Here is a 21,553-nt window from a genome sequence, read left to right as displayed (position 1 = left end):
TACGACGTGCGCTGAGGGCAGCTTATTAACAATCCGGGGAGAACTGCCATGCTGCGGACCCTGATTTTCAAGGAATTCCTCGACAACCTGCTGAACCTGCGTTTCCTGGCCGGGCTGGCGATCGCCGCACTGCTCACCGTTCTCTGCCTGATGCTGCAGTCGCACTCCTACAGCCGGCAGGTCCAGGATCACCGTATTGATGTCCAGTCGCAGAATGATTTCATCGAGCAATACGGCCCGACAAGTCCTTTTTTCACCGAATATCCGCTCAACCCGCCCGAGGCGCTCAGCCCGGTGGTGCTCGGCCTGTTTACGGATAACACCCAGGGCTTCGACGCCAATTTTGTTCCTGAGCTGTTCCGCCCGCTCGACCTGGTGTTCATCGTCTCTATTATCATGAGCCTGCTGGGGATACTGTTTTCCTACGACTCGATCTGCGGCGAGCGCGAGAGCGGAACACTCAAACTGGTATGCTCGAATTCGTTCCCACGGGCGACCATCCTGTTCGGCAAATGGATCGGCGGCACGGCCAGCCTTCTTGTCCCGTTTCTGGTCTCGATATTGCTGGGCGCGGTCTACATCACGAGCCACCCGGGAGTGAGTTGGCACGCCACCGACTGGCTCGCTTTCACCGCCCTGGCGGCGGCCTCCACGCTCTACATCTCGATGTTCTACCTGCTGGGGCTGGCGGCCTCGGCTTTCTCGCATTCCTCCTCGGTGTCGATCCTAAAGTCGCTCCTGCTCTGGGTGCTGATTGTCCTGGTGCTGCCCAACCTCGGGCCGTTTGTTTCCACCCGGCTTTGCCCCATTCCCTCGCTGATCCGGCTCAAGAAGGAGAACAACGAGCTGAACGAAGCCCTGGGCCAGGGGGGCAGTGTGCAGAAACAACTGGACGAGAGGCGGGCGGAACTGGACCGCCGCTTCGAAAAGCAGTACGGCGACCTGTTCCGGCAGTACAAGGCCATTCCGGACGACCAGGTGCTGTTTCGCACGGGCATGGAGGCTCCGGACTCGGACCTGAAAGAGATGGGGCTTACTTACAGACGGGAGTGGAGGGAGATCCGCGACAAAATCTACCAACCGATAATTGACGGCTATAAAAAGCTGCAGGAGAAACTGGAACTGGAATCGAAACGCCAGACCGAGATAGCGAAAAACATCGCCGCGGTCTCACCCTACGCCGACTATCTCTACCTGGCCTCCGACCTGGCCGCCACAGGTTTCGGCAACGCGGAATACGTGCGGCGGCACATCTCGGAATACATGCAAACCACACAAGAATACAGTCAAAAGAAATCGGAGGAGAAAGATCGGAAGCGGATTTCCGACTGGCGGAACATGAAAAATTCCCCGCTCGACCTGAGCGACCGTCCGCACTATGTGTACCAGAGCCAGCCCCTGGCCGAAAGGGTGAAATCATCCCTGCCCTGGGCCACGGTGCTGGTGCTGTTCAACATTCTGTTTTTCACCGTCGCATTTGCCGGGTTCCTGCGATATGACGTGCGGTAGGGCAGCGGCGGGAAGTTCTATTATTCAACCTTCATATCAGGACGGAATGATATGGTCTATCTCATTGCCAGGCAAAAGTTCCTGGCCAATATCATCACGTTCCGCTTCAGCGCCAGTTTTATCCTCAGCGTGGTGCTGCTGGCGGCCAGCACGCTGATCCTGTCCCAGGACTACTCCGAGCGCCTGGCCGAGTACCACGATCTGGTCCAGCGCAACGAGGAAGGGCTGAAAGAGGTCATGACCTTCGCCGAGCTGCGGGCAGGAGTCATCCGGCCACCCTCGGTGCTCTCGGTGGTCTGCGAGGGGATAGCCAAGCGCACCGGCAATTATTTCGATGTCGGTTTCGACCAGGCCCCGAAAATAGGCGAGGAGACCGGGGTGAAAAACCCGCTGCTGGCGGTGTTCACGGTGTTCGACCTGGCCACGGTGGTGGAGATAGTCCTGAGCCTGCTGGTGGTTTTCGTGGCCTACAATTCAATTTCCGGCGAGCGCGAGCAGGGCACGCTCAAGCTGATGATCGCCAGCAATGTGCCGCGCTGGTCGGTCCTGCTGGGCAGCTACCTGGGCGGAATGGCCACGGTGGTGCTGCCGCTTATGGCTGGGGCCCTGGTGAGCCTGCTGATCCTGCGTCTCAACCCGTCGATAGCGCTCGCCCCCGCGGATTACCTGAGTCTGGGACTCGTGTTCCTGCTGGCCGTGCTGCTGCTGGGGGCGTTCTATCTGGCGGGGATGTTCATTTCGGTCCGGGTGATGCGCTCCTCCACTGCACTGATCCTGCTGCTTTCGTTCTGGGTGGTCACGGTGTTAATCCTGCCCAACTGCGCGGTATACATGGCCCGCGAGTTGAGGCCTGTGCCGGACAGGGCCACAGTGGACAGCCAGGTCCAGGCCCTGGACGGGCAATGGCAGGAGGACATGCAGCAATACACCCGGCAGCATCCCTGGCCAGTGCGGCAGATCGACGAGGGGCTGGGGCGCAACCTCTCCGAGGGGGAAGCCAGGGAGCTGAACCTCAAGATGGAAAGGGAACGGAGTGTCTGGACCGGCGACTGGCCTTACGCTTGGCGGGTTTTCTATTCAGTGCGCGAGGTGATGGAATGGTTCGAGGCCGGCTCGATTTTCGGACACAACCGGCGCATGCAGTATGAAGACCAAGCCTGGGACATCTACCGAAACTATCTGCACGATCTGTCCGGTCAGTCGCGCCTGGCCCGTCTGCTCAGCCTGGCCTCGCCTTCGCGCGCGTTCTACAACGCCGGATCGTATCTGGCCGGAACAGGGGAGGCCGGCTACCTGGAGTTCATCGATCAGTCGTCGCAGTACCGCAACGTGTTGATCTCCTACATCAAGGACCGGGGCGGCCTGGACTCCTGGCGTCTGTTCACCCAGAAGCCGATGAGCGATTTTCTCAGCGCGCGAGAGGTGGCGGCAGCGGTGGCGGCAAACGGCGAGGAAAGCATGAAGGACATTGTCAACTATCAGGTGCATCCGCTTGATCTGAAAGATTTACCGCGCTTCTTATTCGTGCGGCCCGCTCCTATGGCCAGTCTGCTCGCAGCCTGGCCCGAAATCGGTATCCTGGTGTTTTTCAACCTTCTGTTCTTCACGCTCGCCTGGACCGCTTTCCTGCGGGTGGATGTCCGCTGAGCCTTTTGATAGAGGTGTCGCCATGCTGATCCATCTTGTCCTGAAAGAGCTTACCGATCACCTGAAGACCCTGCGCTTCATGCTGATGTTCGCCCTGATCACGCTGCTGCTGACAGTAAGCGCCTTGTTTTACATCCCGGAATACCGTGAGCGGGCGGCCGATTTCGAGCGCAACAACAATGCGACTCTGGCCAGGATCGCCGAAGAGGCTTCCTGGGATGGCGCCATTTTCCATGTTTTCAGCTACAATTTCCAGGGCGCCTGGGTGTTCATGCAGCCCGGCCATCTGGGTTTCATCGCCGACGGGAAAGAGCCGGAGCTGCCCAACGCCTGCCGGCCCTCCGCGTTCCGGGTTTACGGACCCACGAAACAAGTGCGCTCCAATTTCCTGCTGGCCAGCGGCCAGGCCCTCGACTGGTCGCTCATCATCGGACTGGTTCTGAGCTTTTTCGCCCTGGTCATGGTCTACGACTCCGTATCCGGGGAGCGGGAAAGCGGCACCCTGCGGCTCTGCCTGTCGAACAGCGTGTCGAGGACAACATTTCTGACAGCCAAGTTCCTGGGCGGTTTCATCGCCATCGCCTGGGCCCTGGCCGTGGGCCTGCTGGTGCACCTGCTCCTGCTCCGGCTGTTCGGCGCGCTCGCTTTCAGCCTGCGCGACTGGATGGTGATCGGGGCGACCCTGGCCCTGTCCCTGGTGTACGTGGCGGTATTCCTGCTGCTCGGGCTGTTGATCTCGACCCGCACCCGGGAGTCCGCGGCCAGCCTGGTGCTCTGCCTTATCTGCTGGGCCCTGCTGGTGATAGTCATCCCCGGCTCCGGCGGCTATATCGCCACCCGTCTGACCGATGTGGAACAGCCGGATCAGGCCAGTCAGCAGGCCCGGGAGGCCGAGGAGCAGGCCCTCAACTCTTACCATGAAAAGCACCCCGAGCTGAAAGATGTCGGAATGAGCGGCCACTGGTCGCCGGGCGAGCCCCTGGGGCGGGCCCTGGCGCTGGGGGACGCCTGGAACGGGGTGATGACCGGCTATCACAACAGCCAGGTCCGTCAGGTGGTCCTGGCCCGCAAGGCGACCCTGGTTTCACCCTATGTCTGCTACGCGCTCTGCCTGGAGAACCTGGCCGGCTCCGGGATCGCGCACTACGAGAAATACATGGATCAGATGCAGGAATACCGTCTGAGCCTGCGCCGTTACCTGCTGGATGTCTACCCCCAGCCGCTGGACTGGTGGGGCTGGAATGATAAGGATGCATTACGAAAAATGACCGGCCCGCTCGATTTCAACAGTCTGCCCAAGTTCCGGGAGAGTCCCGGCGACCTGTTGGGCCTGGCGCGCGCGGTGCTACCCTGGGCCGGCCTGCTGTTCCTGTTCGGGGCCCTGTTTTTCGCCGGGGCCTACGTGGCGTTCCTGCGCTGTGACGTGAGGTGAGGGCCGCTGCGTGAAACGCTTGGGCATAACTTGAATGAAAGGATGGTGTATGAGGCCGGTCGTGTCAAATGCCGCAGCTTATACCGTCGCCCTCCTCGGCAGCATCTATCTGCATGAGCTGGGTCACGCTGTGTCCGGCTGGGTCCAGGGTATCCCGGTTTTTCCTACGCCGTTGAAAGAATACATCCTGCAGGGACAGGTGGAGTGGGAGCAGATGATCTGGATCGCCCTGGGCGGCCCGGCCTGCACTGTGCTGGCGACGGTCGGCACGCTGCTCTGGTACGCGCGCGCCCACCGTAGTGTCGTGGCGGCGGACGCTGTTCTGGCCGGCGTTGCTGCCGCTCCGTTTTTCTACACGGTGCGATTCTTCCTGGCCGGGCGCGGGCACGACGGACTGGAGTGGCAACAGGCGCAGAGCGCGCTGGGGCTGGCGCCGAACGGCCATGCAATGGATTGGTTTATGCTGGGCCTGACCCTGGCGGTCATAGTCACCTGGCTGTACGCCCGGTGCTCCACGCTGCGGCTGACATCGGTCATCAAGGCCGCCGGCCTGATGCTGGCCGGCCTGGCGCTGGCCGCTGTCATGCAGAGCCTGAACAACGCGCTATTCGACCGTTTCTTCCCCGCTCCACCTGTCACGGTGAATGCGCCGGCGGGATTCGAGGAACCCGGGGAGGAACAGGGTAGGGAAGGCCGGTAACGGCGCAGGCTTCGGGAGCATCAGGTCTCAATCCTGCGGCAGGGTCCGGTACCAGGTGCGGTACATCACCGCCGCAGTCACGAGGAACACCGCCAGCAGCCGCAGGAACATGCTCCAGTCGTGGAGCATGAAATAGAACGGCATCAGGTTCAGACAGAAAAGGCTCACCGCGCCCACCAGGCAGTTGGTCAGGTCCAGAGCCAGCATCCTCTCGCCGCTGAACCCGGGCCACCTGGCCGCCACCTCGCGGCGGACCGGGCCCCAGAAGCCCCAGGGCTGTATGCTGCGGTAGAATTGGAGCAGGGTTTCGCGGTCCGTGGCCGGGGTAAGCAGGGTGCCGGCCACCGAGACCACCACCGAGATGACGATCATCAGGAAATAGAACACGTAGTCCGGCCAGGCGACCGAGGTGCAGTTCTGCAGGATTTTCTGCCCCACTCCCACGGCGAACGCGGCGATCATACCGAACGAAAAGCCCCAGCCGTTGAAACGCCACCAGTACCAGCGCAGGATCAGCGGTATCAGGAGGCTCCCCGCCAGCACGGAATAGACCCAGATCCCCAGCTCGAGCACGCTCTGCATCGAGGCGCCCAGCCAGATTCCCAGGATGACGAAAGCCACGGAGGAGAGGTAGGTCACGTTCAGGAACTCGCGCCGTCCCGCCTCCGGCCGCACGTAGCGCAGGTAGATGTCGCGGATGATGTACGAGGTGCCGTTGTTGATGCTGATCGAAAAGGTGGACATGAACGCCGCCAGGAACCCCACCAGCACGAACCCCTTGACCCCCCAGGGCAGCAGACGGTTGATCATCTCGGGCAGCAGCATGTCCGTGTCGGTCACGTCCACCTGCAGGGTCAGGGTCAGCAGGGCCAGCCCGGCCACCAGAATCCAGCGTGGGAAAGCCATCAGGTGGAAGCCCGCCCCTTGCTTGCAGGTGTCGCGGGCGCTGGCCGTGGAGAGCATGAACTGCATGCTCTGTCCCACGCCCGGGCCGGAAAAGAACGCCAGCAGAGTCTGGAACCCCCACATCAGCAGCCAGGGCAGGAACAGCTCGAAAGCCCCGGCCGGGTACCCGGCCAGCGATACCCCGTGCAGATAGTCGATCCGGGTGGTGGGGCGCACCATGTTCCAGCCCGCGGGGGTGTGGGCGGCGATGAAATCGGGCGAGACCTTGAGGAAAGCGGTCACGGCGATATAGATGGAGGTGAGGAAGAGGATGAAAGTCTGGATCAGGTCGGTGTAGGCCACGCTGAAAAGTCCGCCCAGAACCGCATAGAGCGCGGTGAAGCAGATCACTATCGTTCCCCAGAGCCGGGCGTTGGTAAGGGGGTCGGCGCTCAAGGCCGGGACGAAGGCCGAGATGAACTTGCCCACCCCGACAAAGGCGTAGGCCACGTAGCCCAGCAGAAGGCCGAGCGAAACGATGGCGATGGTGAGCCGGGGCAACTCGCCGGCCCAGCCGGAGCCGAAACGCGTGGTCATCCATTCCGCCGCCGTGACCACCTTCGAGCGTCTGATCCAGCGTCCCAGGTGGAGCATCGCGGCCACCTCGCCCACTACCCAGATGTTGTACCAGAACGAGCGTATCCCCATGTAGTAGAGCAGCGACACGTTGACCATCGTGCCGGTGATGTCGATCGAGGCCATGCTCGAGCTCATGGCCGTGATCCACCAGGGTATTTTATTACCCCCCAGGAAATAGCTCCGGACATCCAGAGATGCGACTTTCTGGTGCCTAAGGCCGATAAAGAGCATGACAGCGAAATACCCGATCACTATCAGATAGTCCAGAGCTGACATATCACCCTTCCAGGTCCGTAACGGAGATTATGGCCGGCGCAGTCCACCACAGCGGGAGACGCAGTATTATCCTCCAATGCAGCTTCCGTGTCAACCTGTATCAGCGGAGTGAAACAGAGTCGGATGCCGGAGGGCGGGAATCGAATCAAAAATTGCCCCTCCGGACCGGAGCATCCGGACCGGAGGGGCGTGTTGCAGGTTCTGCACATAGCTTGCAGAAGTTTTCGGCTCAGAACCCGAAAGTCAGCGAGAAATAGTTGTCGGCCGACAGGTTACCCTTGTTGCGATAGGCGTAATCGAAGGCCAGGGTGCGCCCGCCGATTTTGCGGACAAAGCCGCCGCCGATGCTCAGGCCGCGGAACGTCGGGTCGTCGCCGTAGTACTCGTACCCGTACTGGTCGGTGTTGTCGGTGAACTCATCGGTCTGTATCTGCCAGCCGAAACGCAGGGCGGCCGAGATAACCGGGTTGAAATTGTAGCTCATCTCGGTGCCCGTGGAATAGCTGATCGGGATGTCGCTGTTGCGCCAGACCTCACCCGAGACCAGCCAGTTGACTTTCTCGTTGGTGTAAAGGTTCATGGCGGCGGCGATTTTCACCGCGGTGGGCAACCGGTAGGTGTGGGTCATGCGCATGGCGTCACGCGAGGCCCGGCGGCTCATGGCGCTGCGGTCGGTGGAGAAATCGCTGTATCCGTCGCCGGTGCCCTCCGGGGCCAGGCTCACGATCAGGTTGGAGCCGCGCATGGTGATGTTGGAGCCCAGGTTCTGCACGGCGAAGGCGAACTTGATGTCGTGATCGATGAACTCGGTGTGGTAGATACCGCCGGCATCGATGGCGAAAGCGTTGCCGCCGATGTTGTTGAACACGTCCTCGTGGATGTATTTCAGGCTCAGGCCGCCGACAAAGCGGTCCGAGAAATGATAGGCCAGCGATCCGCCCATCTGGAAATCATAGGCGTTGAACGTGTGGCCTGTGCCGAGCGGGCTGTTGATCGTGGTGATCTTCATCTCCGGCACATCCAGGTAGCCGAAGAAGGCGCCCACCGACACGCGGCCGTCCGCCACCGGCATGGCCATAGCGCCGTAGGTGTAGGTCAGGTCGAGGGTGTAGTCCACCACCGTGGCCATGACCTCTTTGCTTTCCAGGAATCCGATGCCGGCCGGGTTCCACCAGATGGCCGACACGCCCTCGCAGATGGCCGTGTACGCTCCGCCCATGGCAATCCCGCGCGAACCGACCGGGATAGTCAGGAACTCGGCGGCGCGCACGCCCACGAACGAGGACGACTCGGGATGTCCCTGGACTGGATACTTGTCCAGGCCGCTGTATTCCTGCCGCATAACCCCTTGGCCGAACAGAGCCGCGCTCGTTAGCAGCAGAAGACTCGCAGCGGTGGCTAAGGAGAATGAGACCGCTTTCCTTAACATGTTGAGCCTCCAATGTGTTTCAAGCCAGAAAGTCGTCCGGGAATGTGATTGTCTGAGTCGGGAGACGCCGTCAGATGACCACATAGAACTTCCCGGTGAACTTTTTTCCGCGCGAGTCGGTGACAACGTAGAAATACAGGCCGCTGGCCACGGTCTGGCCGAAACGGTTACGCAGGTTCCAGGCCTCGGTCCCGCCGTGGTTGTCGTAGCCGGTCAGCTCCGCAGGCTGGTTGTTGACGTTCAGACGGTCCCAGTCGGTGTAGTCGCCCCAGCCTTGACGGTTGGCGCCGATGTGGTTGAGCATGTTGACCAGGTTGCCGTTCAACGTGTAGATACGGATCGTGCACTTGTCGGGCAGGTTGACGAACTCTATGCGGCGGCTGTCGGGCGACAGGTCGAGGATAGAGGAGGCCAGATAGGGGTTCGGCACCACGCTGATCAGGCTCATGTCTGCGTTGGTAGGGTCCAGGCTGGACGGTTTGATCTTGATCTCCCACTTGTCGCCCGGGAACGCCATGTCCGGGACCTGGGTGAACTTTTTCATATCGTCGTCCCAGGAGCCGTAGGCGTTGTCGATGATCCAGACAGTCCCGGCCGCCGGCATCGTAATCCCGTCGCCGCCATCCTTGTTGGCGATCCAGAGGATGCCGTTGAGGAACAGGCCGAACTGCTCGATGTTGTCCGCCGGGATAGTGGAGGCCATCTTTACCGTGCGCTCGCTCTTGGGCAGAGCGCCGCTGCCGAAAGCCTCGTCGTAGTACGTGCCACGGTTGCCGATCAGGTCACCACCGGAACCGGCCTTGGTCTGGAAACCCCAGCCCCACTCGTCCGGGTAATCCACCTTGTCCACCGCGGCCGCACCGCGGGACAGGGCCTTGACCTCCACGGTCAGGTTGCCGCCGCCGGCGTCTTTCCAGGTCACCTGGAATCTTCCGGCGCGGGTGGTGTACAAGTTGGAGGGCGAGGTGCCGGGACGGGCCTCGGGGCCGCAACCACGGGCGGTCAGTACCTGTACAGCGCCACCCGTGTAGCCGCCCGTGTTGATGTGGAAATACAGGCCGGTGTAGACACCGCGCTTGGACATGCTGTCGAAGGTGAAATCGAAGTTGTAGTTGATCCCGGCATTGTCGACCGGGCCGGCCAGGCTGAGCACCGGGCGGTCCGCTCCGCCGCCGTACAGGCTCTTGGACGCGGTCTCGTAGCTGCCGTCGATCAGGGACAGCGTGTTCTCCACGGCCATGATGTTGCCATCACACTGCTGGTCGTAGACAATGCGGTCCTTGACTGTCAGGTAAACTGTCTTGGCGGCGGTGAGCCGCTCGTTGTTGACCGGAACGAATTCCACCGTGTAGAACGGCAGCGGGGCCAGCTCGACCGGCGGGTCGGTCAGACTGCCGTCGCCCGGGCCGCTGAGCACTACGTTGCGCGCGTTCTCGGGCGTGGAGCCGTCCGCGGCGATGAACCGGACCTGGCCATCGACCTCGGCCGCCCTGAAATCGCTGGCATCACTGCGCGGGATCACGGTGTAGAGGTTCTGGCCCGGACGGTTCCAGGTCTTGCCGCTGGTCGGAATGGGAAGGCTGAACTCGGCGCCGGTGACAGTGTCGTAGTTCTTGTCGAACGGCACCAGGGCGTACCAGACCTTCTTGCCGTTCCACATGCGGTAGAGCGGCTGGTCTTTCTCGTAGCTGTCCAGGTAGTAGAACTGGATGTTGTCGCTGCTCTTGCTGCAGGAGAATATCAGCTCGGAGTGGGTGTCGCTCGGGCCGACGAAGCTGCGGTAGAGCCGGTAGCCCTCCATATCATACTCTTTGTAATGATGATTGGGGTCCAGCTCGGGATGCGCCTGCAGGAAATAGTAGTACTTGTCCGGGGTCTGGAAATTGATGTCGCTCCAGGTGATTGCAACCTGGCGGTCTCCGGGGATGATGGTCAGCGCGGGCGGGGCTGGGGTCTCGGGCACGATCAGGCCGCCGTCGTAGACCAGTCTGGCCACGTTGGCGTTGCTCAGGACGGGCGCGAAGTGGGCCTGCACGTTCTGGTCGTCCAGATTGGCCAGCGTGGCCCTGGGCATGGCCCAGGTGCCGGACGGCGGCATGACGAACATGAGGACGAAATCGGCGCTCGCGCTGTCGCGCGGGGCGAAATCGTGCAGCTCGGACCAGAACATGTAGGTGTTCTCGGCCTGCCTGTCACCCCACATCCACTGGTTGTAGCGGCTGTCGCCGGGGTCCATTATTCCGGGGTAGCCCCAGGCCTGACGGCCGGTCCAGGGGCTGACCAGGCCTTCCAGGTTGCTCTTGTGCGACAGCTCTCCGGCTTTCTCACCCAGGCCGTAGCGGTAGCTCTCTCCGGCGTCGTGCCCGTTCTCCAGCACATCCGGGGCGTCGCAGTAACCGTACTCGCAGTTCCAGGCCATGGCGTTGGCGTTGGTCAGCTCCATGGTTTCGCCCCTGAACGAGGGCAGGCGCAGCGCCATCTGCGCGATCATGGCCGGGACGTTGCCGGCGAAGGAGGCCTCGGCATTGTCACGGTCCACCTGTCCCAGGATATTGTAGGGGCAGTTGATTATCCAGCCCTCATCCCGGGCGCCGATGCGCATGCGGGTCATGGCGAAATGGTACTGCCAGCCCTTCCAGACCTGGCCGTCCGGCGTGGACTGCATCTGGGCGGCGTACTTTTTGAGCGGGTTCCACTTGTTGTACTCGGACATGTTGCGGATGAACACATGCCCGTAAACCATATTGTTGCTCTCGCCGAAATTGAGCATGTGGAAGCGGTATTCCATGGACACACCCATGGCGTCGCCGGCTTCGTGGAAAGCGTCCCCGAAGCGGACGCAGACCGTTTCGGCGCCGATGAGGATCGGGTCACCCTCAGCGGTGCGGCCCTGGCGGAACTCGGCCGGCCAGGCCGCCAGGTCCTCGGGGTCGAGCGAGGAATAGACCCGGTTGACCTCGGCGCGGGAGGCCGCCTCGAACATATTGTTGCCCGAGTTGTAAAGGCCGGAGAGCAGATCGTACGACTCCAGGCTGTTGTTGCAGCCGTAGATGTGCGCCCCGCGGTACTTGTTGTACAGCGTGTCGTCCGACACGCCGTCCCCGTTCAGGTCGCGGGCGATGCTGACGCCCCAGTTGATGCGGGTGTCATCGGAATCCTTGTTCCACTTGGAGTCATCGTGGGTGCCGTAGAAATTACCCGAGCCGCGCGGGAACTGGGCCCGGCCCCAGAAAGGCCCGCCGTAGCCGGTGCCGATTATCGCCCCCACGTTGTTGCCCTGGGCGGTGTACTCGGTCTTGACCTCACCGAGGGCCACGCTTGCCAGAGCCGACAGCAAAGCGGCAATGACGAATATCAGAAGCAGATGCCTGTTCATTGGAACTCTCCGAGTGTTGATCCGGTTGCTCAGTTGACGAACCAGTGCCACGGTTGTCCTCAGCACGGTTTTCAGAAGCTGTATTCCAGACCGCATCGGATCTGGCGCGCCATGCCCCAGGCTTGATTCGACATGGAATTGATCGCGCTGGAGGCGATGCTTCCCTTGGCCGCCTCCATCACGCTCAGGATACCGTCCTGGTTGAAATCCGCGTTGAACCTGACTTTCTGCTCCGGCAGCAGATCATCGCTCCAGAGCAGGTCCAGCCCGCCGGTGATCGTGCTCGCTCCCTCGTAGGTGTAGCCCTGGGGGTAGGCAGCGTTGTTCTTCTTGTTCAGGGCGTTGAATATCTCGCTGAACACGCTGAGACGGCGGCTGCCGCCCAGGCTGAAAGTCTTGCTGAAACGCAGGTCGAGGTTGTAGTCCCAGGGACCGCGGAAATAGTTCAGGCCGCCGACCATCTGGCCGCCGCTGCGGGTGAGCCAGGAAACCTCGGTGGCATCGCCGCCGTGCACGATCCGGTCGACCAGGGGCTGGCCGCTGGACAGGCTGAACATGGCGTAGGAGCGCACATTGCCGAGCACGGTGTTGATCCAGGTGCCGGAATGGAAATCCTCGGGGAACATGTGGTTGACATTCACCGACAGCTTGTGGGTGATGTCCCCGTCGATCGGGCGGATTTCATCCGGCGGCTGGTACTGCTCGCCGGTGGCCGGATCGATGAAAATGCCCCAGGAGGAGGTGGAGTTGTACTGGCTGCCGGTGGTGCGGGAGAACTGCATTGTGTACATCAGGTTGAAAGAGAAACTCTCGGCGAAACGGCGCCGCAGGGTGATGTCCATACCCTTGATGTTGCCGTTGTCACGGTTGGTGTAGCCGGTGAAATACTCGCGGATGCGGCGTTGGCTGTAATACTCATTGTAATCGCGGAAGTATTCCTTGAGGGCCAGGTTGCCCTGCACGTCGCGGTAGTAGGCCACCACGTCCAGCACCGAGTTGTCGCTGATCAGATAGCTCAGGCCGGCCTCGAAGGCGTCGGTGCGGCTGTAGTCCAGGTCGCCCGTGTTTTCGCCGCTGTAGATGAAAGCCATGCTGGGCAACTGGGTGAACACGCCGTAGGAGAAGCGCAACTGGCTTTTCTCGGTCACCGGGAAAGCCACGTCGAAGCGGGGCGAGACCTTGCTCAGGTTCTTGGGGAAATAGTCCTGGCCCCACTGGTCGCCGTAGCGCACGCCCCAGTTGGCGCGTGGCTGGAACCCGTCGTAGCGCAGCCCGTAGTCGAAGACAAAATCACCCAGGTCGGTGCGGTTCTGCAGGTAGAAGGCGTACATCCGCGGCTTGTAGTTGAACTCGTTGGACAGGTCGCGGGACAGTTTCATGAAATCGACGGAGAACATGTCGTTCTCGAAGAACGTGCCCATGAGGCCCATTTTGGCCCGGTTGGTCCGGTTGAGCTGGAAGTCGATGTCGGCCTTGTAGTTGTTCTGATGCTCCCGCATGTAGAAATAGCTCAGGCCGTAAAGCCCGCTGCTGGCGCTGAGGCTGAACGGCATCTCCACTCTCCAGTTCGGGTGGTTGAAACTCTGCCCGTCGGGATAGTAGTGGAAATCGGCCGGGTCGACCGGCAGCTCGCGGTTGGGATAGGATTCCACCTCGAACTGGGCGTCGTGCGGGGTCCAGCTCAGGAACGAGGTGTCGTGGGTGTAGTTGGTTTTCTGCGAGGCGCTGTTGACATCCTGGTTGCGCATGTTGGTGTAGCGGAACTGCAGCGAGGCGTTGCGTTTGACCCCCTGCAGGAACGTCCAGTCGAAGCCCAGCAGCGTGTTGCTGGTGCGGGTGCGGCGGGCCAGGCTCTGCGGGATGTAGAGCGTGGTGTCGGCATCCTTTGACCAGTCGCGGTAGGGGAACTGGCTCTTGGTCACGATCCCGTTGTCGAAATAGCTCTGCGGGTAGGAGTTCTGGTTGCGCGAGAAATTTACGCTGCTGATCAGCTTCAGCGCGCTGATCGGGCTGTAGGTGATCTTGCCGGAGGCCAACGTGCGGTCCATCCAGTTGCCGGGCAGGCGCACCGGGTTGGCCGGCGACCAGAGCGAGGCGCTCTTGCCGGTCAGGTCGGCGTAGGACTGACGGCCTTTCTGCAGCTCCTCCAGCGTGTATACCGGCATCAATTTGCGGAACACCGGGTCGTTGTGCACAGCATCGTTCAGGTGGTCCACGAACTCCTGGTTCACCCCGCGGAAGCCCTCATCGGCGTGGGTCGGATAACGGTCGGCCATGCCCTGGATTTCCCCGGACCCGTGATAGAACAGGTTGGGGATGCCGGGAACCGGGCCGCCCAGGTCCATTTGGAGCTGGTTGTAGCCGTAGTCGGCGGTGCGGGGGTTCTGCTCGTCGGTGGTCAGGCGGGCGCTGCCCTTTAACTGGTAGCCGCCCTCGCGGGTGACGATGTTGATGATGCCGGACTGGGCGTTGCCGTACTCGGCCTGGAACCCGCCGGTGATGATGTCGACCTGCTCGACCGCGTTGGTGGAAACCTCGAGCGGGGTGGTGTCCTCGCCCAGGGAGCCGGCCTCCTGCTCGTAAATCCAGCCGTAGCCGCTACGGAACGGGTTGGCCGTGTAGTTGCGCACGATCACGCCGTCCACCACCATCGACTCCTCGCCCAGGCGGCCGCCGCGGATACGCAGGCCGCGGGCCATGCCGCCCTCGCCGCCGATCTGGACCCCGGGCTCCAGGACCAGAAGGTCCTCCAGCTTGGAGATGGGGGATTCGGAGATGCGGTCGGAGGTGAGACGCTGCTTGGAGACGGTGTTGTCGCGCGGGACGAGCACCTCGGACTCACCCTGGACCGTGATGCCCTCGATCTCGACCACTGTGGAGCTGAGGTCGGCGTTGACCGTGGTGGTCTGGCCGGCCAGCAGGAGCTGTTCTGCGACTATGACTTTCTGGTAGCCGGTGTAGGAGAAAACTATGGAGCGCCGTCCCGGCGGTGCGTTCAAAATGAAATAGTAGCCGTCCGCGTTGGTCACATTGCCCAGCCGGGTGCCCTCGATCTGCACCTGGGCCCCCACCAGCGGTTGACCGGTGGTTTTATCGCGGACAACCCCCTCGATCTTGCTCGTGTTGAGCTGAGCCCGCACTGAGGAGGCCGGGCCGAACAGAAGGGCCGCAGCGATCAGAGCGAGTCCGGTTGTTTTGAGAAAATGCATGACGCCAGTCATGGATCCTCCGCCATGGAAAGTACGTGCTTTACGCTGGATGCTTCAGCGAAAGCCTGCGGGAGACGGTTCGAGACTCGGACTTTGGAATTTTATGCCATAGGCCCTCCAGGGGATTGTTGCCGGAAGGTCCATTCCGGAATGGGAAGGGGAATTTTTCCGGCAATGGGTGAACCGCGGGGCCGGCCTCCGTTGGTGACAGCTGGAATTTGAGGCGCCCGATGAGCGTTTGAACACAAATTGTTGCGTGGAGCATGCAAGAAATAGTATATTAAAAAATACCCCAAAAGGAAAAATCAGTCTGCCTGAAAGCTCAGGAAGCGTATTTCTCCCAGTCTTCCCAGATCTGCATCTGCCAGTCTGTAACAGTCGGTTGACGGTGGACTACCTGGAAACCGCCCAGGAAATCCTTGATGACTATCGCCGCGGCCCCCTCGTAGGGCGGCCAGACGAGTGAGGATGGGATGATGCGTTTTTCCAGTTGACGTTCCTTGTGCACGGAACTGTGCCGGCTGCCCTTGAGCATGGCTGGCAGCACGATGTCCCAGACCCGGGTCAGCTTGCCGGCGATAATGATTTTTTCAGTGTCGAACATCCGGTCCACCTCCGGCAGGGTCGAACCGAGGTGGAAGGCGGCTTCCTCGATCGCCTGCACTGCCGACCGATCGCCTTTGGAAGCTTCGCAGATGATACCTCTTATCTGGAAGTCGGTGTTTTCCTGCAAAGGCTTGCCGGAAAGCTCGCAGTACCGGTTGACAATAAACCGCTCGGAAGCCATGTTTTCCAGCTCGCCCACGGCCGGGAGGCCCGCGGTCTGCAAATCGGCGGCCAGCGGCACCAGCAGCGAGCCGATCTGGCAGTCGCGGCCCTGCGCCCCGTGATAGACCGTGTTGTGGCAGCCCAGGGCGCCCCAGACCCCGACATCTATCTGAACCAGGAAGAAGCTTTTCAGGCCCATGGCTTCAGGGGAGAAACAGATCTGCGCCAGGGCCGAGGAGCGCTGATCGTTCTCCACGAAGATTTTGCTCTGTATTTTCTTCGAAACTATCTTGGCCACCTCGACATTTTTCCAGCCCAGGTAGGGCGATTCGATCAGTACGCCCCGCAACTGGTCGACCCAACCGGGGAGGGTGACAGTCATCCCGGCCAGGGGGATCGCGATTGTGTCCAGCATCACCTGCAGCGCGCTCGAGCAGGCGGCCAGGAAATTCTGCGGGTCCTCGACGATCGTGCTCAGCCGCTTGGTCTTGATGAGGTTGCCGTTCAGGTCGATCACCGCAATCTCGGTCTGCCAGGGGTTGACCACGATTACGCCCACCACGCGGCTGCGGGCGTTGAGCTTAACGTTGATCGGCTTTCGTCCCAGGGCGCTCTTGCCCTTGTTTTCCTCCAGGACTATGCCGCTTTCAATCAGCTTGGTCATTATTCGCGAAACCGTGCTCTGGTCGAGTCCGGAAAGCCTGGCGATATCAACCCGCGAGATAGGCCCTTTCTCGATGATCGTGCTCAGGACAGTGGCCCGGTTGATATTCCACGGCATGTTGCTGTCTGGGAACACTTCTTCAAACAATTCTTTCATCGTGACTTTCTCCGAGCTGATGCAGCTCTCGATCGACCTTGGCGGTGCACAGTTCCGCCTGAATTGATACGGGTCCCTTGTTCGGGCCGGTAAGACACCCTGCAGGGCTTCCGTGCGTAAAGGGTCTTGAACGGTGCTGTGGGTATAGACTTAAAAGCTTTCTGGTAGTAAGGCTATGCATTCAACTTGAGGGGAAACGGGCCTGTCCGCAAGATAGATGTTGCTTTGTCGTATTTAATTGCACGTTGCATGCAAGTAATGTTATCCCGACAAAATTCATTTGTCAATATATTTTTCATCCGGGCGAAAGGTCTTTGTGTCAGAATCAGCAATGTCCGGTTAGGAACTTGCCGTTTGAAGCTGACCGTCTCATTTCTGCTTTGGTTTCGGCCAAAGCCGCAAAGCCAGCGGGGGCCGCAAACTCGTCCAAACCGAGACTCTGCGTCAATCTTAAGTGTTTACGGAGTCTTAATTCCGCTCCCTCGTTGAAGCGGCGGCGCTGCCGCGAATCGCCGCCGGACAGTGCGGCAATTACAGCCCCGGCCGTTTCTCGCTCAATTAAACGCTACCCTGGCGGGAGGCTCAGACAGGTGCGGCCCCCAAAGGCAACAGAGGCGGCCTGTCAGCCGCACGGGGTTTGGCTTAGACCCGGGATCGAGTTATTCCGATACGAACACTGTGTTCGCCCATAACATTCTATAGCAAAAATCTAACCGGACATTGCTGGGTTGCCTGGAAAGGCATCGAAGATATACAAAATGTCCGCTGCGGGCAAGGGAGGCGCTGAGCCTCACGGCCGGTGGAAAGGGCGAAGGCGTTCTGGATGAAAAACAGGCAGTGGTCCCGTTTCTATCAGCGACTGCAGAGCGGCCAGTTGCTGGTGCTCAGCTTCTTCTTCACCATCGCGGCCGGCTCGGTCCTGCTCTGGCTGCCCTGGTCGGTCAAGGGCGAGGGCATCCACTATATCGACGCCCTGTTCACGGCCACCAGCGCGGTCTGCGTGACCGGCCTGAGCACGGTGGACACCGGGACCACGTTCACGCTGTTCGGCAAGCTGGTGCTGCTGGGGCTGATCCAGGTGGGCGGCCTGGGGATCATGACGTTCTCGGTCCTGATGTTCCTCACCGTGGGGCGTCTGCCCGCCCTGCGCGACCGCTGGCTGGTGGAGAACATGTACTCGCAGGAGGGCCGCATCCAGGTCCTCAACCTGGTCCGCACGATCTTCGCTTTCACGTTCATCGCCGAGGCCCTGGGGGCGGTCGGTCTTTTCGTGGGCTGGTTCCGCAGCGGGATGCCCCTGGCAAAGGCGCTCTGGTACGGTGTTTTCCACAGCGTGAGCGCGTTCTGCAACGCCGGTTTCGCTTTCTTCCCGAACAACTTCGAAAATTATGTCGGCGACTGGTGGATCAACCTTTCCACCTGCAGCCTGATTATCTCGGGCGGAATAGGCTTTTCGGTCCTGTACGAGCTGTTCGACCGCTATATCCTGCGCTGCCGTCGACGCCTGTCCCTGCATACCCGTCTGGTGCTCTATACCACGCTGTTTCTGCTGGCGGTCGGGGCGCTGGGGTTCTATGTGCTGGAGGTGGACAACACTCTGCTCGGGATGGGGCCGGACAAGTGTTTCATGGCCAGCCTGTTCCAGTCGACAACCGCCCGCACCGCTGGTTTCAACACCATCCGCATCTCCGCGCTCAGTAACGGCACCCTTCTGATTATCATCCTGCTGATGTTCATCGGGGCCTCGCCGGGCTCCTGCGGCGGTGGGGTGCGCACCACCAGCCTGGCCCTGCTGGTCATCTTTTTTGTCAACCGGGTCAAGGGCAGCCTGCGGACCAACATTTTCGGCCGCACGGTGCCGGAGGAGACGATCGGCAAGGTGGTGATGGTGATCCTGCTGGGTGTGCTGGCCGTCGTTGGGATCACCCTGCTGCTGCTTCTGACCCAGGGCCAGCAGATCCTTTACCCGCGCCACCGCGACCTGTTCCTGGGCTATCTGTTCGAATGCGTGTCGGCGCTGGGCACGGTGGGACTGTCGATGGGAGTGACCTCCTCGCTGAACCATCTGGGCAAGCTGCTGATCGTGGCTCTGATGTTTGTCGGCCGGGTCGGACTGGTGACCCTGGCCTACGGCATGGTGCGTCCCGGCAAGCGGATCAGCATCGAGTACGGCAGCGAAGACGTGATGATCTGACAATGCTCTTTCAGGAGGGACCTTGAAAAAATTCATGGTTATCGGTCTGGGCAATTTCGGTTTCCAGGTGGCCCGCTCGCTGTTCGAGGACGGAAATGAGGTGATCGCAATCGACAGCAGCCGCGACCGGGTCCAGGAGATACGCGACTACTGCTCCCGCGGCATCGTGGCCAACGCAGAGAACAAGGATTTCCTGCAATCGGTGGGGGCGCAGGAGATGGATGCGGTGATCCTGAGCATGGGTGACAACATCAGCCAGAGCATCATCACAACGCTCCTGCTCAAGGAGTTACAGGTTAAGTACCTGATCGCCAAAGCCAACGATCCCGAGCACGGCAAGGCGCTGCGCAAGGTGGGGGCGGACCGGGTGATTTTCCCGGAGCAGGAGGTGGCGATCAAGCTGGCCCAGCGCCTGACCTCGCCCTCGATCCTCGACACCCTGGAACTGGGCGGCGAGTACGTGCTGACCGAATTGCTGCCGCCGATGGAGTTCGTGGGCCAGTCGCTGATGGAGGTCAACCTGCGGCGGGTGTACAATCTGTTCGTGGTGGCGGTCAAGGAGGCCGTGCCGGAGCGGGTGACAGTCCTGCCCCCGGCGGAATACCGGATAAAGGACAGTGACACCCTGGTCATTCTGGGCAGCACCGACGATATCGCCAAGCTGAACAAAAAAACAAAGGCCTCCTGAGCTAAAGCTCGGGAGGCCTCGGCCGTGAATTTATTTTAAGCGTGTCCGCCGCCGTTGCCGTCCATCCCGCCGATCGAGAGCAGGACATCGCTGTGCTTGGTCCTGTCGATCAGGACTTCCAGTATCTCGGGCAAAAGGTCCGCAGTCAGTCCCAACCCGCTCCAGGTGGTTTCTCGTATCTCGGAGCCCAGGCCCTCGCCGACATCCCCGATCCGGGCGTTGTTGCAGATACTGTCTGCCAGGTGGACGAGCTGGGTGATCTTGCGCTGCTGGCGCGGCGAGACATCCGGCTCGTGGTGGAACCGCACGCAATGGACTATCTTTAGCGGCAGGCCCCAGCGCTCGAGCAGGGCCGCGCCGATCTGGGTGTGGTCCAGGCCGATCCGGTTGCGTTCCAGGGTGAGGATGTAGTTGGGACGCGGAGGGTTGTCGGCGTCACCCGGAATGTGCTGGTGCACCTCGGGCATGTAGGTGGCGCTGACCCAGCGGCCGATGTCGTGCAGAAGCCCAACCACGTGGGCCTGAGGGCCGTTTTCCGGGATCACTCCGGTCAACTCGTTGATCACCTCGGTGCAGACCCCAACGCTGATCGAGTGCTGCCAGAACTTGACCGGGTCGACCTTGCCGCTCACGCGATTGGAAAGAAACTGGATCAGGGCCAGGCTCATCACCATCTTGCGGATTTCCTGGAACCCCAGCCTGACCACCGCCTCCTGCACCGTGCCGATTGTCCGTCGCGCACCGAACACCACCGAATTGGCGAGCTTGAGGATCATGCTGGTCACCGGCGGATCATCCGATATGATCGAACTGATTCGCTGAACATCCGGCTGTTCCTCGTTGAGCGAGGATTCGAGCAACAGGGCCACGCTGGACAAGGTCGGCAGCTTCCTGACTTTCAGCAGTTGCTCTATTAATTGGTTCAAATCCAGCATCTTGTGGTCCCTGCGTTTGTCGGCGGATAACTCCTTAGACTTTTACCCGCGGCAGGCTTGCATGGGGGAGACAGCCGCAAGGTAAAAACAGAGTATAGGCCGTTTTATTTGAATGGGACGAATCCAAAGGTTTGAATGAGATATTATACACTTATTCCACTTATTTTTCCACAAATTTTTACTGGAAGCCCCCGTGATTACTCTGAATCCATCTTTGCCTCCGCTGCCCCGGATGAAACGAGCGCCACCAGGTCGCCGGAATCGGGAGTGAAAGGGATGTTATTATCGAACGCCCCGAGAAAGCGGAGGCTCCTGAACCCGGCGGACCGGAGCGCCTGCCTGAGACGCTCTCCGTCCAGAGGATAATGTTTCTCCACATCCACGGCCACCTTGGCGCCGTCCCTGTAAACCTCCAGCTTGAAATCCAGGCTGCTTTCCCGGTAGGCGTAGGAGCGGAGGAAACTCCATTGCGCCCCCTCCAGCTCCCGGGTCTTGGCTGGCATCTGTTCCGGGCGCAGGCGGAGGATCCGGCTGTAATTCAACAGGTGAAGCACGGCTTTCCCTCCCGGGCCGGTGGCTACGAGCAGGTTCCGGCAGAAAGAGTCCAGCCTGGAGGGGGGAAGGTGGGCCAGTGTGTTGCCCAGGCAGAGGACCAGGTCCCAGGGGCCGCGCTTTTGCGCCAGCCGCCCGAGGCCACCCATGCCCCAGGAATGGATCGGCGCGCCGGGCAGGGTGCGCTCTGCGATCCGGCGGAGCTGGACCGAGGGCTCCAGGCCCTCGACTCTGCAGCCGGCCTGGACAAACCCGGCCAGGTGACGGCCTGTGCCGCAGCCGATATCAAGCACGCGGGCTTCGTTTTTCCAGCGCACGCCCGAGGCCTCCAGCAGGAAAGGCATCTCGGTGCGCAGGCGCCGCTCCCAGTCGATGAAAATATCATAGTAGGGGGCCAACATACGGTAACGATCCGGCATCCCGTTCTCTCCGTTTCCCGGGCCTGAGGCCACGGCCTGACACCTCGCTTGCCTTGTCCCGCCACTTACAACATT

The 21,553-nt window shown here is 61.0% G+C and carries 13 protein-coding genes; 6 read left to right on the top strand and 7 right to left on the bottom strand.

What is annotated here, in order from left to right; translation table 11 throughout:
- Positions 1–48: 48 nt before the first annotated feature.
- The 4 genes from LLH00_01325 to LLH00_01310 all read left to right on the top strand — a co-directional run bounded on the left by LLH00_01325 (position 49) and on the right by LLH00_01310 (position 5,288).
- Positions 49–1,509 carry an ABC transporter permease gene (locus LLH00_01325; protein ID MCE5269907.1) on the top strand — a complete coding sequence of 487 codons (1,461 nt, stop codon included), beginning with the start codon at positions 49–51 and terminating at the stop codon, positions 1,507–1,509.
- Between the two features lie 51 nt (positions 1,510–1,560).
- Complete coding sequence (locus tag LLH00_01320) at positions 1,561–3,156, top strand: ABC transporter permease subunit (GenBank protein ID MCE5269906.1); 1,596 nt, start codon at positions 1,561–1,563, stop codon at positions 3,154–3,156.
- Positions 3,157–3,178: 22 nt separating this feature from the next.
- On the top strand, positions 3,179–4,588 hold the full coding sequence (locus LLH00_01315) for an ABC transporter permease subunit (GenBank protein MCE5269905.1): 1,410 nt from the start codon (positions 3,179–3,181) through the stop codon (positions 4,586–4,588).
- A 172-nt stretch (positions 4,589–4,760) separates the two neighbouring features.
- Positions 4,761–5,288 (top strand): hypothetical protein, encoded by a 528-nt coding sequence (locus tag LLH00_01310; protein MCE5269904.1) that lies wholly within the window; start codon positions 4,761–4,763, stop codon positions 5,286–5,288.
- Between the two features lie 27 nt (positions 5,289–5,315).
- Here LLH00_01310 and LLH00_01305 read toward each other — a convergent pair whose 3' ends face one another.
- The 5 genes from LLH00_01305 to LLH00_01285 form a co-directional block, all read right to left on the bottom strand.
- Positions 5,316–7,088, bottom strand: a complete 1,773-nt coding sequence (locus tag LLH00_01305) for a hypothetical protein (protein ID MCE5269903.1) — start codon at positions 7,086–7,088, stop codon at positions 5,316–5,318.
- Positions 7,089–7,317: 229 nt separating this feature from the next.
- The gene (locus LLH00_01300; GenBank protein MCE5269902.1) at positions 7,318–8,517 is read right to left on the bottom strand and encodes a PorV/PorQ family protein; all 1,200 of its coding nucleotides are present in this window, start codon (positions 8,515–8,517) and stop codon (positions 7,318–7,320) included.
- Positions 8,518–8,587: 70 nt separating this feature from the next.
- Positions 8,588–11,893, bottom strand: a complete 3,306-nt coding sequence (locus LLH00_01295) for a hypothetical protein (GenBank protein ID MCE5269901.1) — start codon at positions 11,891–11,893, stop codon at positions 8,588–8,590.
- 71 nt (positions 11,894–11,964) lie between these two features.
- Positions 11,965–15,114 carry a TonB-dependent receptor gene (locus tag LLH00_01290; GenBank protein ID MCE5269900.1) on the bottom strand — a complete coding sequence of 1,050 codons (3,150 nt, stop codon included), beginning with the start codon at positions 15,112–15,114 and terminating at the stop codon, positions 11,965–11,967.
- A gap of 310 nt (positions 15,115–15,424) precedes the next feature.
- Positions 15,425–16,690, bottom strand: coding sequence for an ROK family protein (locus tag LLH00_01285; protein MCE5269899.1), 1,266 nt, complete (start codon positions 16,688–16,690; stop codon positions 15,425–15,427).
- Positions 16,691–17,513: 823 nt separating this feature from the next.
- Here LLH00_01285 and LLH00_01280 point away from each other — a divergent pair.
- The gene (locus LLH00_01280; protein MCE5269898.1) at positions 17,514–18,884 is read left to right on the top strand and encodes a hypothetical protein; all 1,371 of its coding nucleotides are present in this window, start codon (positions 17,514–17,516) and stop codon (positions 18,882–18,884) included.
- 22 nt (positions 18,885–18,906) lie between these two features.
- Positions 18,907–19,572, top strand: coding sequence for a TrkA family potassium uptake protein (locus tag LLH00_01275; protein MCE5269897.1), 666 nt, complete (start codon positions 18,907–18,909; stop codon positions 19,570–19,572).
- A gap of 35 nt (positions 19,573–19,607) precedes the next feature.
- Here the strand turns inward: LLH00_01275 and LLH00_01270 are convergent, their stop codons facing one another.
- Together LLH00_01270 and LLH00_01265 are read right to left on the bottom strand one after the other, a co-directional pair.
- Positions 19,608–20,507, bottom strand: a complete 900-nt coding sequence (locus LLH00_01270; GenBank protein ID MCE5269896.1) for an HDOD domain-containing protein — start codon at positions 20,505–20,507, stop codon at positions 19,608–19,610.
- Between the two features lie 197 nt (positions 20,508–20,704).
- Positions 20,705–21,478: a class I SAM-dependent methyltransferase gene (locus LLH00_01265; GenBank protein ID MCE5269895.1), complete on the bottom strand. Its 774-nt coding sequence runs from the start codon at positions 21,476–21,478 to the stop codon at positions 20,705–20,707.
- Positions 21,479–21,553 lie beyond the last annotated feature (75 nt).

This window comes from bacterium (assembly GCA_021372515.1).
GTDB lineage: Bacteria > Gemmatimonadota > Glassbacteria > GWA2-58-10 > GWA2-58-10 > JAJFUG01.
Note: the sequence above shows the minus strand (reverse complement) of the source record. Positions and strands in the feature narration are given on the sequence as shown.

Excerpts from the sequence above, each read along its gene's own strand:
- LLH00_01325 (MCE5269907.1), top strand. The coding sequence starts at position 49 with ATGCTGCGGACCCTGATTTTCAAGGAATTCCTCGACAACCTGCTGAAC.
- LLH00_01320 (MCE5269906.1), top strand. The coding sequence starts at position 1,561 with ATGGTCTATCTCATTGCCAGGCAAAAGTTCCTGGCCAATATCATCACG.
- LLH00_01315 (MCE5269905.1), top strand. The coding sequence starts at position 3,179 with ATGCTGATCCATCTTGTCCTGAAAGAGCTTACCGATCACCTGAAGACC.
- LLH00_01305 (MCE5269903.1), bottom strand. The coding sequence starts at position 7,088 with ATGTCAGCTCTGGACTATCTGATAGTGATCGGGTATTTCGCTGTCATG.
- LLH00_01300 (MCE5269902.1), bottom strand. The coding sequence starts at position 8,517 with ATGTTAAGGAAAGCGGTCTCATTCTCCTTAGCCACCGCTGCGAGTCTT.
- LLH00_01295 (MCE5269901.1), bottom strand. The coding sequence starts at position 11,893 with ATGAACAGGCATCTGCTTCTGATATTCGTCATTGCCGCTTTGCTGTCG.
- LLH00_01290 (MCE5269900.1), bottom strand. The coding sequence starts at position 15,114 with ATGACTGGCGTCATGCATTTTCTCAAAACAACCGGACTCGCTCTGATC.
- LLH00_01285 (MCE5269899.1), bottom strand. The coding sequence starts at position 16,690 with ATGAAAGAATTGTTTGAAGAAGTGTTCCCAGACAGCAACATGCCGTGG.
- LLH00_01280 (MCE5269898.1), top strand. The coding sequence starts at position 17,514 with ATGAAAAACAGGCAGTGGTCCCGTTTCTATCAGCGACTGCAGAGCGGC.
- LLH00_01270 (MCE5269896.1), bottom strand. The coding sequence starts at position 20,507 with ATGCTGGATTTGAACCAATTAATAGAGCAACTGCTGAAAGTCAGGAAG.
- LLH00_01265 (MCE5269895.1), bottom strand. The coding sequence starts at position 21,478 with ATGCCGGATCGTTACCGTATGTTGGCCCCCTACTATGATATTTTCATC.